Origin of the sequence: Chromatocurvus halotolerans (genome assembly GCF_004340525.1) — a bacterium.
Lineage (GTDB): Bacteria > Pseudomonadota > Gammaproteobacteria > Pseudomonadales > Halieaceae > Chromatocurvus > Chromatocurvus halotolerans.
The window spans coordinates 1-14,968 of record NZ_SLWX01000001.1; the positions used below are offsets into that span (position 1 = coordinate 1).

Below are 14,968 nucleotides of genomic sequence, written 5' to 3' on the forward strand. Positions count from 1 at the left end.
TATAGCGTGCGTTACCTGCGCCTGCCGCGGCTGTTCGAGATGCTGCGCATCGCCCACGGTGATGGCAGCTATCCACGGCTCATGAACCAGTTGCTCAAGACCGACCTGCTAATCCTGGATGACTGGGGCATCCAGAAGGTGAGTGCCGCCCAGCGCAACGACCTGATGGAGGTGATAGAAGACCGCCACGGGCGCCGATCCACGCTGATTGCCAGCCAGCTGCCGACGGAGTACTGGCACGAGTACATCGGCGAGGCGACGCTGGCGGACGCCATCCTGGATCGGCTACTGCACGGTGCTCACCGGCTGAATCTCACCGGCGAATCCCTGCGGAAAACCAGCAGCAAATTGACCGAGCGTGACCGGTCAGTGTAAAACTACGGTCGCCAGCGAGCACTGGTGTGCAAGTCGGTCACGATGCCCGGAACGGGCGGTCACGTTCGCCGGAATACGCAACCGTCACTAAATAGCTGCACATACACTGAGAACCACCAGCAAGTCGGCGTGAGGTGGCCGCTAGCCTGGCATACACACAGCAAAAGAAATTGCTGTTTTCATCGCACCAGATTTGCTTGTTCCGATCCAAACCTTCCCAGACTGGCTGGTCATCTACACGAAGGCGCTCAAGTGCAAGCTCGAAAGTCTGCCATCGCCCTTCCTCGCATCGATGACAGGTTCTGAAGCTCGGTAGCGGCTATTTTTCATGCAGACCTGACATTGCGATGAGCAACTTAGACAGCTGAGACGGCCACAACTTTACTCCCGTCGGCAGCCCTGTGCTCGTGCCGTGTTGAAGTGTCTCGCTCACCTCGCCTCTCGGATTGCGGAGCGCCCTACTCGCTCATGATTGGCATCGATCATTGCTTCCTGCTCCGGCCTGATGCTCCACCTCCTGAGAGTTGCCATAGCGCTAGAGTGCGAGTCTCGGGATACCATTGTGGCTAGCGTCTCGTAGCGACCCGTCTGTGAACATGTGCTTTACGCCGCGCCGGCACAATTAATGTCCCGAGCCTCTCCCCCGGCCTCGAAAGTGTGGCCCCACCGCACCATAGATGATGGCAGCTGTCGGCCAGACGCGGACTAGGAGCAGCGGTTCCAGACCCTATCTTTCGCACACCGACCAGGTAACAGTCTGTGCTCATCGTTCTACCAGACGATGTATACTTTAGTCCCGTATCAGCGATGTGATGGCTCGGCCAAAAACATGTTCAAACGAGTCGGTCTTCTATTAGCGGCAGTCGCTGCGTTCTTACCCCGGTTGGCGTTTTCGCAACATGATCCGGTCCAGATAATCGTGTCTGTGACAGAAGTGTCCATCATTCCACAGCCTGCTGGCATGCCTGGGATGGAGACAATCAATGCCGAAGGGGCAGTCGTAAACCTCCCGTTCACCGAAGAGCACAGTCTCCCGATTCGCGCGGAGTTCTCAGTAGTACCTGGTGTTCTTCACAAACTGCGCATTATCGCAGGTGGAGCTGACTTATATATTGAGTTGACCCTGGCACCGCCTGTGGACAATTCGACGAAGGCGATAGCAAAGTTCTTCTTCCACAAGCAAAAGGAAGCCGTCGAATCGCAGGACATGCCAGGTCTTCGACAGATTACCGATCCGTTTACGAATGAGACGGCGCTCGTGATCCCTCTCACCGGCAGTTCCGTCGAGCTTGGGAAGCGTATGGAGCGCTTTGGGGAGAAACCGAAACAAACAGTTGTATCGACACATGTGACTTTATCGGTGCTTCCGCCACAGACAGGCACGTAACTTTAAATTACGGGGAGACGGCTGTTTCGAGTCGAGAGCTGATGGTCGCCGTCCGTTTCGCAGATGGCCGTTTTCGGCCAGAAGCGGGCATCTAGGGATAAATTTCTCTGAGCCCCGAGTAGAAAAAGCCTCCCTGGTTAACGGGCTCATGCAATCAAGTGCTGACGGCTGTTGTCCTTCGCAGCTCCGCGGACAGCAGTTCTTCCAACGTTGAGAAGCTGGCTTGATGTTCTTGAAATAGCGCAAGTTGTTGCGCGAATACCGCTTCATGAATCTTTAAGGCAACGATCAGGTCCTCTCTCGAGCCGGCTCCGGAAAGAGCTTTTTCGAGTGCTTGATCAGAAAGAAGCATGGTCAGCCGGACCAGGGGCACCACGTACGGCCGCGACCACTCCCGGACCTGCTGATCCAATACGTGCATTCTTCGTGTTAACAACGCGTGCTCTACAAGCAAGCCACGTAAATCTTTCGACGAGATCAGGTTCATATCACCACTGCTTACTAACTGTTCATACGTGGCGGACTGCGCGGCCATGGGCGGCAGGTTGAAACCTGTTTCCTTAAATTCACGCTGCATTTCTGCATCAAGCTCTGGCGGCTCGGAAGTGACCGCGGAGGCAAACTCACTGAACTTCACCTTGGACACTTGAAGCAACGCGCTCTTCTCTGCAACCTCATTGCTCAAAGCTAGAAAGTCTCTATGCAGATCCTGAATAAGTTGTGCCTCACGGGCCGTAGCCGAGCGCCCCTCATTCCAGTTGGAGACCTGTATACCGATGAAGACGCCCACCACTACAATCGCAAAGTCGAGGACAACCGCTGTCCAGTTCTGATGTCGAACATGTTCGCTGATTCTGCGGAAAAGCATCGGGAGCTCCGAGCGACAAGATTCAGAAGAAAATACCATGGCAAGTGGACGCAAAATGCCGCTTCGGGTCGATAACGGTCATTCGCCAGGCAGCCAATGACTTCCCGCTTTCGGCGAGGAGCAGACAGATGCGATTCACCTTGCCAACCGCCGCCAGCCGACAGCTAGACCGTCCGTGGTTTCCATGCCGACACCAGTGGCTTGCCTTTCCCCATCCACAAACCAATCCACGTGGTAGATAGTACCCACCTGTTCAATATTCAGTTCGTACTCGTCTGAGAAAGTGCCGTCCTCATAGAAGTAGCGCACATGGTAGTCGCCTTCAAAGCCCTCGACCGGGCCCCCGGTCGCAATGCCCGAACCCCGGTATTGCGTCGAATACATCCAGCGAGCGTTCAGAGTGCCGGGCGCATGACTTTTCGTATAGAGAACGAATCCAATGTTTGTGATAGCGGATTCTGGCGCAGCTTCCGCAGCCATCGCGCAACGGCAGGTGATCAAAAGTACGCTGAGAAAAAGGATTCCACCGGATGCAGTCTTGTTCATTGATCGGTTCCCCAGATCGCGTTGTGGAGTGGTCCGTGAACAATTCTAATCGCTATGTATGATGATAGGGTAGCCGAATTAGATTAACGGACGGGCAAGTTAGGCGCTTTGCAAGTCAGCTTCCGGCCAAGTGAGGTCGGTCGGAGTTCGTGGAGTCCATCGGATCGTTTATCTTTACGATTCGGAGAACAACGATGGAAAGAATACCCAAGGCAACATACACGCCGGAGTTCCGGGCTGAGGCAGTGAAGCTGGTTGAGTTGACTGGCATGTCAGTGGCGAAAGCCGCAGAGCGCTTATCGATTCCCAAAAGTAGTCTCAGTAACTGGGTACGTGCTGCCCGTGCAGGAAAGCTGCAACAGGTTGGTGAGCAGCAGCGTGCGCCCACGGAGCTTGAGATGGAGCTGGCCCTTGCCCGCCGCGAGCTCGCCGAGGTCAAACAGGAGCGCAATCTGTTAAAAACAGTTTGCGGCGTACTTCGCGAAGGAATCCCGGTGAAGTACGCGCAGATTCACCGGCTCAGGCACGAGCACTCTGTCGCGGCCATATGCCGCCTGCTGGATGTCTCCGAGAGCGGTTACTACGCTTGGCGAAAGCGTCCACCGTCGCCACGGGCGAGGGTGGACGCGCGACTGGAGCTGGAGATCAAGGCGGCTCACGAGCGCACGCGTCGAACTACGGTCCCGAGCGACTACAGTCCGAGCTTGCAGACAACGGTATTCGTGTCGGGGTTCATCGCATCAAGCGAATTCGCCGTGAGCAGGGCTTGCGCTGCAAACCGAAGCGGCGTTTCCGCGTCACGACGGACTCGAAGCACGCTCTGCCTGTGGCGCCGAACAGGCTTGCCAGGCAGTTCTCGACGGATGCGCCTGACAAGGTGTGGGTGACACATCTCACGTACATCGACACGGCCGAGGGCTGGCTGTACCTGGCGGGCGTCAAGGACTCATTCAACGGTGAGTTTGTTGGATACGCGATGTCGGAGCGGATGACGGTTGATCTGACGGAGCGACGGCGCCCCTGGTGAGCGCATCGCACCACGCCCGGTCAATTCCTGCATCCACCCTGCGGACCTTCCCATAAACACCTCCAATATCAAAGGTGTTGCGACGACCAGTTAAATCCACCCAATACTGTGCCGGCGCCTACCAAAAGCTCCTGCGGCAGCACCAGATGCTGTCGTCCTTGAGCCGCAAAGGGAGCTGCTGGGACAACGCGCCGATGGAGAGCGCCTGGGGCGTCTTGAAATTAGAGCTCGTGCATCATGATCGGTTTAAGACGCGGGAGGAGGCACTAGCTGCTATTCAGGAGTACATTGAGATCTTTTGCAACCGAACCCGAAAGCAGGCTCGCCTTGGTTACCTGTCGCCTGTACAGTTCATCAAGCAATACCGCCACATGCAGGCGGCAAATTGAGCCGGCGGACTCTACGGAAACCGACTCACCTCAATGGCGGTAACTGCCGTAAAGGAAAACTTTGTCGCTCGTCGCGTAGCCGCGCCATACGCCGCGATGCCGACGGGTTCCCGAGTAGCGCGAGGAACATCAAAGGCTCCTGTAGCGCAGGCCCATGCACGTATACTGTGCGCCCGTTACCGCCAGGAAGCTTGAAGCCACATGTCCACATTTTCCGCAGGCAGGGCCGGCAATGCACTGAACCGGATTGAGCAGAGTCCCCTGTTCCAGGGCTCGGTCATCTTCATTATCGTGCTGTCGGCGATCACCATCGGCGCGAAGACCTATGAGCTCCCGCCGCTCGCCGACAGACTGCTTCCGTATCTGGACAATGCGATCACGGTTTTCTTTCTCACGGAAATCGTCCTGCGATTCCTGGCCTGTGACAACAGGCGACGCTTCTTCACCGATGGGTGGAATGTGTTTGACACGCTGGTTGTGGTGGGCAGCCTGATTCCGCTGGACAACGCGGACGCCGTGCTGATCGGCCGTCTGCTGAGGGTATTCCGGGTTCTGCGTCTGGTCTCTGTGGTGCCTGAGCTACGTTCGCTGATCAACGCCCTGCTTAAGTCGATTCCGCGCATGGGCCATATTGCACTGCTGATGTTCATCATCTTCTATATTTACGGTGCCGTGGGCTCTATGTTTTTCGCAGGCATCAACGAGGCCCTGTGGGGCGATGTTGCCATTTCCATGCTTACACTGTTCAGAATTGCAACCTTTGAGGACTGGACGGACGTCATGTACGAGACCATGGCGACGTTCCCGCTAAGCTGGATCTACTACCTCACGTTTATCTTCCTTACGGCGTTTGTCTTCCTGAACATGATGGTCGGCACGATTCTGGACGTCATGACTCGGGAGTTTCACCGGGACAGCGACGATCAGGCGCAACGGGAGCGCGATGAGATCGTGAACCGCCTCGAAGTGATGGAGCGGCAGATCGGCGAGATCAGGGAGCACCTCATCGGGAGTGATGGCGGCGGTCGGAATTGACCCCGGTAGCGCAATTTCGGTTATCCTCAACGCTGGCTAACCGCAAGCATACCGGGAAGAGCGCGATGACCATTGACCTCGAGATGACCCAGGAAATGTCACTGTTGCTGAAGTTCGATCCCGACAGCATGCAGCACGGATTGAAGATACACAGCGATGCCGACCCAGCCATCGTTGCCGCAGGAGAACGACTGCATGCCAAGGGGCTGATTGACCAGCCGGACGGTGGCTTCCTGACCTCGCTGGGGCATCAGGCCACGGAACATGTGCGCGCCCTGCACCAGATACTCGGAGCCGCACCCGACACCAGGATAGAAGGATAAGTCCATGCGAAACCCCTGCCTCAGCCTCTTTATCATCGGTCTACTGAGCGCCTGCGGTGGCGAAGCCCCCTCTCCCGGCACCAATTCTCTCGCTGACGGGGACGGCACGCGGCCCGGGGGCGCCAGTGAATCGACACGCAATGCAAACGCCGCCGTGGCCGACCTGCTTCCGCTTACCGACCCGCAGGACGTCGAGGACGCACAGCGCGGGTTCCTCGGCACAATTGATGGCGGGCGCATCACCGCGAGCGACGGGCAACTCGTCTGGTCATTCGAGGATTACGCGTGGCAGGAGGCGGCGGAGGAGACACCGGCAACCGTCAACCCCAGCCTGTGGCGTCAGGCTCGCCTCAACAACATCCACGGCCTGTTCGAAGTCCAGGAAGGCATTTATCAGGTCAGGGGATTCGATCTTGCCAACATGACAGTCATTGAGGGCGAGTCTGGCTGGATTGTGATCGATCCGCTCACCGTCGAGGAAACCAGCCGCGCTGCCCTCGCCCTGGTCAATGACACACTCGGTAAGCGACCGGTTAGCGCGGTGTTGTTCACTCACAGCCACATCGATCATTTCGGCGGCATCCGCGGCGTGCTGTCAGCCGAAGAGCAGGAGCAGCGCGATGTCCCCGTCATCGCGCCAGTGGATTTCCTGCGCGAATCCGTCTCGGAAAATGTTGTGGCGGGCAGCGTCATGATGCGCCGGGCGGTCTACATGTACGGCATGAACCTGCCTCGCGACGCCACTGGCCACGTTGATACCGGCCTTGGCAAGCAGCCTGCCGACGGCACCGCATCCATCACACGACCCACCGTGACAATTGATGACAATACGGGGGAGCTGGAGATTGATGGCGTGGCGTTTGAATTCATGCACACGCCAGGCGCCGAGGCCCCGGCAGAATTCATGTTCTATCTCCCACAGCATGAAGCCCTGTGCGGCGCAGAAATCCTGTCACGCAACTTCCACAATCTTTATACCCTGCGCGGCGCAAAAGTACGCGATGCCCTCAAATGGTCGGGCTACATCGACCAGGCGCTGGTTCGCTTCGGGGACCGGGCCGGCACGATTTTCAATTCCCACCACTGGCCGGTATTCGGTAACCCTGCGGTGGATGATTACCTGAAAAAACAGCGCGACATTTATAAATACACTCACGACCAGACCATGCGTCTGGCCTCACGCGGTCTGACACCGAACGAAATCGCCGACACCATAGCCCTGCCCGCAGCACTGAAAGACAATTTCGCAACGCGCGATTATTACGGCACGCTGAAACACAATGCCAAGGCGGTGTACCAGTTTTACTTCGGCTGGTACGACGGCAACCCGGTAAACCTCGATCCCCTGCCCCCGGAATCGCAAAGCCGTCGCTATGTTGAGGCCATGGGCGGCGTCGACGCCGTACTGGATAAAGCGCGAACCGCGTATCGCGAGGGGGCGTTCCAGTGGTCCGCCCGGCTCGCACATCACGTAGTCTTTTCCGATCCAGGCAATACGCAGGGACGAATCATGCTGGCCCGCGCCTATGACCAGCTCGGGTATCTTGCCGAGAGTGGCCCCTGGCGTGACGTCTACCTGAGTGGCGCACACGAATTACGTAACGGCATCACACCGATGTCGGGGCTCGTCGGAAATGGCGGCCTGATCAGCGCCATCCCGATCGATCTTTTCCTCACGGCCATGGCGACAAACCTGAATCCGGATGAGGCCGGGGACAAGGTCATTACGGTGAATCTCCGGGTGCCTGACAAGGATGCGGAATTCACCCTATTGCTGGAAAACGCGGTCATGAACTTTCGCGAGGGTCTTTCCGATAACGCGGATGTCACGCTGAACATCAGTCACGCCATGCTGCTCAAAGTGCTTGGCGGTGGCGCGAAAGTTACCGATCTGGTGGGTAACGAGGGTGTTTCCGTGGAGGGCAGCCGCATTCGACTGGGGCAGTTCTTTGCCAGCTTTGATCGCGTGGAGGATCCCGCTTTCCCGCTCACGACGCCCTGAAGGAGCAGAAAGGCACTCCGGGCAGCGGGTCAGCTGCAACCGTCAGTCTGCTGTATGTCCCGGCGCCGTCAATACGCCGGGCGACAGGCTTTCATGAGCTGGCTGCTGCAGGTCCGGCCGTGCTGCCGGCACGCTGCCCACGGCGCCCTGGCAATTCGCGCCCAGACTCAGGGTCACTACCAGGCCAACAGACACCAGCGCCCTGATCACTTCATCGGGATCCATGCACACCTCCGGACATCATATTGTGTGGCGTTTTCGAAACAGGCGGGGCCATACAGCGTCCGATAGGGTGACGCGACCCCGCAACTGACACTCATAGCGAAGCTGCCCATGTGTCTAAGACGTCCCAGCATGCACGATTATTCCGTCCGGCTGTGTGCGGTGGCACGCACAGTGTGGCACGCACAGTGTGGCACGCATGGTGTGGCACGCGCGCCGAGGCGCACATAGCGATCAGCGAAATTTCAATTCATCGACTTGTCTAGGTTTTGTGCATCGGGTAACCTGCGCACTTGCTTGACGGGTGAGCCTGCATCCTCGGGGATGTCAGGTTAAACGGGAAGACGGTGCGCTGCCGAGCAGCAATTCCGTCACTGCCCCCGCAACGGTAAATGAGGACGCCGATCAAAATGCCACTGCGCCAACAGCGTGGGAAGGCGATCGGCACGGCATGCACATGCCTCTCATGAGTCCGGATACCGGCCCGCCATTCATTCACTGTTCAGTTGCGGCGGGCGACTGGTGGGAGTTCCTGTGACCTCTTGCTGTATTCCACCGCTGAACCACTATGCAGAAGCGGGGGATTCTGCGGGAGATATTCATGAAGATCCGTATTTCGGCAGCGTTTGCCGCCTCTGTCCTTGCAACACCCTCCTTCGCCCAGACTTCGCTACCCGCTGACGGGGCCATCGAGCAGGTCCTTGTGACGGCGTCCCGTGTACCCGTCGATCTCAAGCATATCGGCAGTGCCACATCCGTGTTCACCCGCGCGGACATCGAGCGACGCCAGACACGCTATGTCACTGACCTGCTGCGCACGGTACCCGGCTTCGCCGTGTCGCGCAGCGGCGGGCCGGGATCGCAGACTCAGGTCCGCGTCCGCGGCGCCGAGGCCAATCATGTCCTGGTCCTGATCGACGGCGTACGTGCCAATGATCCGGCCACCAGCGACGAATTCCCCTGGGAGCACCTCGCAACCGGTGCGGTTGAACGTATCGAGATTGTGCGCGGTGCCCAGAGCGCGCTGTGGGGCAGTGAGGCCATTGCCGCCGTCGTCAACATCACAACCCGCGGCGGGAGCGGGGCCGCCAGCAACGCGAGCACATACCTCGAGGGTGGCAGTAACAGCACCCGCAATATCGGTGCCAATGGCGTGTTGTCCCACGGCGCATGGACCGTTGACGCCAGCGCTGAACGCCTTGACACCGATGGCGAGAACATCTCCCGCGTCGGCACAGGACGCGACGGCGCGGAGCTGACATCCGGGCATATTGGCCTGCGCTACGCGGATAACAGCGCCCTGGGCTTCCAGGCAAGCCTGAGAGGAACGGATTCAGCCTCCGCCTTTGATCCTGCGGATTTCACCACGGGGCTACCAGGGGACGCGGATCGCATCACCGAAAGCGGAAATATCATCGCGCAGCTGGTGGGTACGCTTGAAACCCACGACGGTAACGTCAACTGGCAGGCGCGCACGGCATTTTTTGACTCCGAGCACCGCAACTTTGCCGATGGGGCTGAGAACTCATCCACATCGTCATCACGGTACACCGCCACGCTGCAATCCGATATCACCCTCGCCGATGACCGGGCGCTGACGCTGGCGCTGGAGCGAGAGGAGACGGATTTCAGCCAGCGCGGTATCGCCACCTTCGGCGACCCCAACCAGGACCAGTCACTGACCATGCAGAGCGCCATGGCAGAATACCGGCACACCGCGAACAGCGGCCTGTCGTGGATGCTGAGCGGCCGTTACGATAACTACAGTGATTTCGGCAACGCACTCACCGGCCGGCTGTCGCTCGCTTACGCGCTGACCGACAGCACCCGTCTGCGCGGCAATATCGGCACCGGACAGAAGACACCGACCTTCATCGAGCGTTTCGGTTTCTTTGCCGATCAGTTTGTCGGCAATCCCGACCTCGATCCCGAGCAGTCGGTGTCTTTTGACATCGGCATTGACCAGACCCTTGCCGACGGCGCACTGCGGCTTGAGGCAACGCTGTACCTGCAGGAACTGGAAGACGAGATCAACGGCTTTGTGTTTCTCCCCGGCACGTCCCTGGCAACGGCGCAGAATCTCGACAATAGCAGCGAGCGAAAGGGCATTGAGCTGGCGGCCGACTGGCGAATCAGCCAGCAAATCAGCGCCGCCGCCTCATACACCTATACGGATGCCACCGAAGAGGACAGCAATGGACTCAGCGTGGTGGAGCTGCGCCGGCCAGAACACGTCGGAAGTCTGTCATTGAACATGGCATCGCGGAACGACCGACTCCGCGCCACGCTGGTTGCAGACTATGGCGGCACCCGATTCGACCGCTTTTTCCCGCCCTTTCCACTGCCGGCTGAGACCCTGAAGCTGGACAACTACTGGCTGGTAGAGCTGACCGCGCACTATCAGGTAACGCCGAGCGTGACGCTGTACGCACGCGGCACTAACCTGCTCGACGCCGACTACGAGAACGTGGTTGGCTACGGAACCTGGGGACGCGCCGGCTTTGTCGGCATCAAGACAGACTTTGGCTGGTGAGGAGCGCAGTATGAACCGATTCGTTATTCTTCTGGCCTGGATCATTCACTGGCTGCCACACCCCTTCGGCGTATCCAGTATCGGTGCGACTGCCCTGTACGCTGGTGCCTACGGTAAGCGCGGGAGCGCCTGGCTGGTGCCGCTGGCGCCCCTGGCACTGGTGGCGCTGTTTACTGCCACCTACCCCACTGCCGTCATGCTGTGTGTCTTTGCCGGATTCGCACTGGCGACGGCAATCGGTCGACGGTGCCTTGCGCGCCGCCGCTCGCCGGCGCGCTTCGCGGTTGCGTTGGTTGCGGCAGCAGTGGCCTTCTATCTCGTATCCAACCTGGGCGTCTGGCTGGCCGGGTATTATCCCGCTACGTCGGCAGGCCTTCTTGCCTGCTACATTGCCGGGCTTCCCTTCCTTGGACTGTCGCTGATCGCGGACACCGTGTACTCGGCAGTGCTGTTCGGCCTGCATGCGCTGGCAGCAAATCGGGGTACGAGGTCCGTCGCAGCATGAGAATCGTCTCACTGCTTCCCAGCGCAACGGAAATCGTCTGCGCGCTGGGACTGCAGCAACACCTGGTGGGGGTATCGCACGGCTGCAATCATCCACCCGGTGTCGACACGCTGCCGCGCATGACGAGTACCCGGGTGCCCTACAATGCCGACAGCGACGAGATTGATGCCTATGTGCGCAACCACCTGGGCGACAACAGCGCCCTTTATGACCTTGATATGGCAGCGCTGGAAGCCGCGCGACCCGACGTAGTCGTGTCCCAGGCGCTGTGCGATGTCTGCGCGGTGGCAACCGGCGACGTGCGTGACGCCATCCGCTCGCTGCCCGGCGCGCCACAGCTGATCGACCTCACGCCCAACTCGTTGGCAGATGTCTTTGACGACATTTTTCGGGTGGGCGATGCCACCGGCTCGCAGGCCCGCGCCCGAAGCCTTGTAGCTAGCCTGCGCGCCCGACGCGATCAGGTGGCAGAGCGTTCGGAACGCATCGTGAGAGCCGACCGCCCCAGAGTGATGTTCTTCGAGTGGCTGCTGCCGCCCTTCAGCGGCGGCCACTGGAACCCGGAGCTGGTTACTCTCGCCGGTGGTGAGGATCTGCTGGGAAGCCCCGGTGCGCCTTCACGAACGCTGGACTGGCAGACAGTGAGCGACGCTTCACCCGACCTCGCCTTCGTCGCGTGCTGTGGTTTCACGATCGACAGGGCGCTGGCCGATATCGCTGCGCTTGGCGACAACCCGGCGTGGCTGTCGCTGCCAGCGGTGCAGTCACAGCGGCTGTACGTCGCCGACGGCAATGCCTACTTTTCCAGCCCGGGGCCCCGGCTCCTCGACGGACTCGAGCTGATGGCACACGCCCTGCATCCCGCTGTTCACCCGCGCCCGGAGAAAGGCAGCGTCTGGCGGCCCGGCGATCAGTTAGGCCAGTAGACCCAGGTATCTCCTGCCAGAAACCGCTCGGCCAGGGTTTTATCAACGGCAGCAGGCCCCTGCAGCGTGCTGGGGTAGAGCGGCGGACGACGATCGGCGAGGTGCGCATCAAGCAGTGCATGCAGCTGTGCCTCAACCTCCGGGTAGGAGGCACTGACGTCACGCCTCTCCGTGGCATCATCAGCAAGATTGAACAGGCGCGAGAAGGCCGGCCTCTCGCTGCGCTGCAGCTTCCAGTCACCGGCTCTCACCGCCTGATAATAATCACTGTGCCAGAAAATGGCTTCATGCGGCGACGCATCGCTTTCACCGCGTGCCAGAGGGATCAGGTTGCGGCCATCAATCACCCGGTCGGCCGGCAGCTCGGCACCGGCGGCGGCGACCAGACTCGGCATGACATCGATATGTGCGGCCGGCTGTGCGACCTGCTGGCCCGGCGGGATGGTCCCCGGCCAGCGCATGAACAATGGCACCCGCAGCCCGCCCTCGTACAGGGTCAGCTTCCAGCCACGGTAGGGCGCGTTCAGGTCCGAAAGACCGATATAGCCCGGCGCGCCGTTATCACTGGTCAGAACCACCAGCGTCTTCTCATCCAGGCCCTGGGCCTCAAGACTGTCGAGAATGCGCCCGACGCTGCGGTCCAGCGCGCGCACCATGGCCGCATAGACGCGCAGGCGATGCGGCTGGATATCCCCCACCGCCTCGTAATCGGCGCGGGTTGCCTGCAGCGGCGAGTGCGTTCCCCAGTGCGCCAGGTACAGGAAAAAAGGCCGGTCGCGATTGCGCTCTATCAGGCGGACCGCCTCGTCGGTCCAGTAGTCCGTGAGATAGCCGGCGGGCGAGAACCATTCACTGCCGTTGAAACTGTTGGCGTGGCGCATCCGCGCCCACAGAAAACGATCAACGGGGTCAAAATCGAGCCTTGCGTTGACCGCATCCGGATGCGATTCGGGCAGGTAAAGTCCGCTGGCCATCAGCAGGCTGTCGTCAAAGCCCTGGTCATTCGGGTGCGATCCGGGCCCACGACCTAGATGCCATTTGCCGATGTGTGCGGTGTAATAGCCGGCGTCCTGCAGCATTTCTGCGACAGTAATCTCATCCTCTGGCAGTCCCATGTCCTCGAACGCGGGTAGGTCTTCCGCAGCCTCTGCGTTGTACAGGACCGGCGGCAGGCCATTGTTCCCCGTGCCGGTAATAACGCTCAACGCCCTTCCCATGCCAGGCGGCATCGGCGTGAATTCAAAACCCGTCCGGGTCGGATAACGCCCCGTCATGAGCATTGCGCGCGACGGCGCGCAGGTCGCACTGCCGGCATAGGCCTGGGAGAAAGATGCGCCCTCGTGGGCCAGACGGTCAATACTCGGGGTACCTACCCTGCCGTCAGCCACGCCACCGCCAAAAGCCGACAGGTCATTGATCCCGAAATCATCCAGCACGATGAATATAATGTTTGGCGGCGGAACGCCGCCCGGAACCTGCGCGGGTGCCGGGCCGTCCTGCCACTCGATCGCACGATTGGCGGCGACCTGTTCGCCGGCGCTGCGGTAAGCGAGCACGGCCAGAAGCGCTTCCGCCCGGAAAAGCCAGAGTAACGAGGCCGCAAGGAGGAGGAGAAGCGCACCGGCAACCAGCCACTTGTTCATTGCCTGTCACCTCTAAGGGTGGAATCGCTGCCCGGCGTCGGGACATCCGCCGCGGCCACAGGCTCTGCAGCGGCTTTCTCCCGCTCCAGCGCCTGGTCTTCACCGTCTTTTTCGAGTCCTTCCTGATCAACACCCCGCTGCGGCTGGAAGCACAGCTCCACCAGCAGGGGGAAGTGATCGGATCCGAATTCCGGCAGGCGGCGCAGTTCACTGACCGTGAAGTGCTCACTGTGGAAAAGGTGGTCCAGCGGCCAGCGCAGCAGCGTGTAGCCGGCGTGAAACGTATTGAACATGCCGCGCCCTACCCTCGGATCGAGCAGTCCGCTGATCTTGCGGAAAAGACGCGTTGTTGTCGACCAGGCGACATCATTCAGGTCCCCGGTCACCACGACGGGGCCGGTTTCCCCGGCCACCGACTGGGCGACAACCACAAGCTCTGCATCGCGCTGGGTGGACTCCTCGTTCTCGGTCGGGCTCGGCGGCGCGGGGTGCAGAACATGCAGCCGAAGCGTCAGTGAGTCCGGCAGGTGCACAAAGGTATGAATGGAAGGCACGTCATCCTCCACGAGCCAGGCGACCTCGGTGTCGCTCAGCGGCAATCGTGAGTAAAGATGCATGCCGTACAGATTGTCCAGCGGAACCTTGACGCTGTGTGGATAGTCGTCTTCCAGCGTGTCCAGATGCTGCTGCCACCACGCATCCGACTCCAGGGTAATGAGAATATCGGGGTTGTGCTCGCGCACCATGCTGACAAAACGGGGGGCCCCGCGATTCGTCGTCAGGACATTGGCTGTCATGAGACGCAGGCAGGGTTTTGCGCCGTTGGCGTCAAGGACTTCTACCGGCCAGAATCGCGTGTAGGGGATAATCCACCAGGCCTGGAAGGCGACACAGCCCAGACAGACCAGAAGACCGAGAAATATGACAGGTGTCATGCCCTGGAAACCGGCGATCAGAAGACCGGTCGCAAGCAGCGCAAGCGCCAGCCCGGACAACTGCAGGCGGGGAAAGTCCAGCCCGCGGACCCACCAGGCCGTGAGCCGCGAAAGCGGCAGTAGCGTCATCAGCAGAAGAACGACCGTGGCGCCAGACCAGATCCACTGAACCGTCAATGCAAGGACTCCTTCGCTGTGCCGGGGCCACACAGCATACACGATCAGGGTGATGGGGAACGAGCAATCCCATCG

General features: G+C 60.0%; 13 protein-coding genes, 2 pseudogenes and 1 riboswitch. Of the genes and pseudogenes, 10 read left to right on the forward strand and 5 right to left on the reverse strand.

Going from position 1 to position 14,968, the window contains the following annotated elements:
• Together EV688_RS00005 and EV688_RS00010 are read left to right on the forward strand one after the other, a co-directional pair.
• A partial coding sequence (locus EV688_RS00005; RefSeq protein ID WP_165876878.1) for an ATP-binding protein occupies positions 1-375 on the forward strand: 375 nt, incomplete at its 5' end.
• A gap of 829 nt (positions 376-1,204) precedes the next feature.
• A complete protein-coding gene (locus tag EV688_RS00010) occupies positions 1,205-1,762 on the forward strand; it encodes a hypothetical protein (protein ID WP_117316148.1) in 558 nt (185 codons plus the stop codon).
• A 154-nt stretch (positions 1,763-1,916) separates the two neighbouring features.
• On the opposite strand, the gene EV688_RS00015 is transcribed toward EV688_RS00010, so the two are convergent.
• Together EV688_RS00015 and EV688_RS00020 are read right to left on the reverse strand one after the other, a co-directional pair.
• Positions 1,917-2,630, reverse strand: a complete 714-nt coding sequence (locus EV688_RS00015) for a hypothetical protein (RefSeq protein ID WP_117316149.1) — start codon at positions 2,628-2,630, stop codon at positions 1,917-1,919.
• 135 nt (positions 2,631-2,765) lie between these two features.
• A complete protein-coding gene (locus EV688_RS00020) occupies positions 2,766-3,176 on the reverse strand; it encodes a hypothetical protein (RefSeq protein WP_117316151.1) in 411 nt (136 codons plus the stop codon).
• 194 nt (positions 3,177-3,370) lie between these two features.
• Here EV688_RS00020 and EV688_RS00025 point away from each other — a divergent pair.
• From EV688_RS00025 to EV688_RS00040, 4 genes and pseudogenes are all read left to right on the forward strand, one after another.
• Positions 3,371-4,592: pseudogene (locus EV688_RS00025) on the forward strand (IS3 family transposase).
• Positions 4,593-4,793: 201 nt separating this feature from the next.
• Entirely contained in the window at positions 4,794-5,627 is an 834-nt protein-coding gene (locus EV688_RS00030) for an ion transporter (protein WP_117316153.1), read from the forward strand.
• A 65-nt stretch (positions 5,628-5,692) separates the two neighbouring features.
• The gene (locus EV688_RS00035; protein ID WP_117316155.1) at positions 5,693-5,950 is read left to right on the forward strand and encodes a TIGR02647 family protein; all 258 of its coding nucleotides are present in this window, start codon (positions 5,693-5,695) and stop codon (positions 5,948-5,950) included.
• Between the two features lie 4 nt (positions 5,951-5,954).
• Positions 5,955-7,952 carry an alkyl/aryl-sulfatase gene (locus EV688_RS00040; protein ID WP_117316157.1) on the forward strand — a complete coding sequence of 666 codons (1,998 nt, stop codon included), beginning with the start codon at positions 5,955-5,957 and terminating at the stop codon, positions 7,950-7,952.
• Between the two features lie 42 nt (positions 7,953-7,994).
• Here the strand turns inward: EV688_RS00040 and EV688_RS00045 are convergent, their stop codons facing one another.
• Complete coding sequence (locus EV688_RS00045) at positions 7,995-8,177, reverse strand: hypothetical protein (protein ID WP_117316159.1); 183 nt, start codon at positions 8,175-8,177, stop codon at positions 7,995-7,997.
• Between the two features lie 282 nt (positions 8,178-8,459).
• Positions 8,460-8,676, forward strand: a riboswitch (cobalamin riboswitch).
• 99 nt (positions 8,677-8,775) lie between these two features.
• On the opposite strand from EV688_RS00045, the pseudogene EV688_RS17815 reads away from it, so the two are divergent.
• From EV688_RS17815 to EV688_RS00060, 4 genes and pseudogenes are all read left to right on the forward strand, one after another.
• Positions 8,776-9,168, forward strand: a pseudogene (locus EV688_RS17815) (TonB-dependent receptor); the annotation flags it as partial.
• Between the two features lie 159 nt (positions 9,169-9,327).
• The gene (locus tag EV688_RS00050) at positions 9,328-10,707 is read left to right on the forward strand and encodes a TonB-dependent receptor plug domain-containing protein (RefSeq protein ID WP_420867051.1); all 1,380 of its coding nucleotides are present in this window, start codon (positions 9,328-9,330) and stop codon (positions 10,705-10,707) included.
• A 10-nt stretch (positions 10,708-10,717) separates the two neighbouring features.
• A complete protein-coding gene (locus tag EV688_RS00055) occupies positions 10,718-11,212 on the forward strand; it encodes a DUF6580 family putative transport protein (protein ID WP_117316163.1) in 495 nt (164 codons plus the stop codon).
• On the forward strand, positions 11,209-12,138 hold the full coding sequence (locus tag EV688_RS00060) for a cobalamin-binding protein (protein WP_117316164.1): 930 nt from the start codon (positions 11,209-11,211) through the stop codon (positions 12,136-12,138). Before EV688_RS00055 ends, EV688_RS00060 begins: the two co-directional genes overlap by 4 nt.
• Here the strand turns inward: EV688_RS00060 and EV688_RS00065 are convergent.
• Both EV688_RS00065 and EV688_RS00070 read right to left on the reverse strand, forming a co-directional pair.
• Positions 12,123-13,781: a sulfatase gene (locus EV688_RS00065; protein WP_117316166.1), complete on the reverse strand. Its 1,659-nt coding sequence runs from the start codon at positions 13,779-13,781 to the stop codon at positions 12,123-12,125. The two genes, EV688_RS00060 and EV688_RS00065, sit on opposite strands and share 16 nt — an antisense overlap.
• Positions 13,778-14,893, reverse strand: coding sequence for an endonuclease/exonuclease/phosphatase family protein (locus tag EV688_RS00070; protein ID WP_205686555.1), 1,116 nt, complete (start codon positions 14,891-14,893; stop codon positions 13,778-13,780). Before EV688_RS00070 ends, EV688_RS00065 begins: the two co-directional genes overlap by 4 nt.
• Positions 14,894-14,968 lie beyond the last annotated feature (75 nt).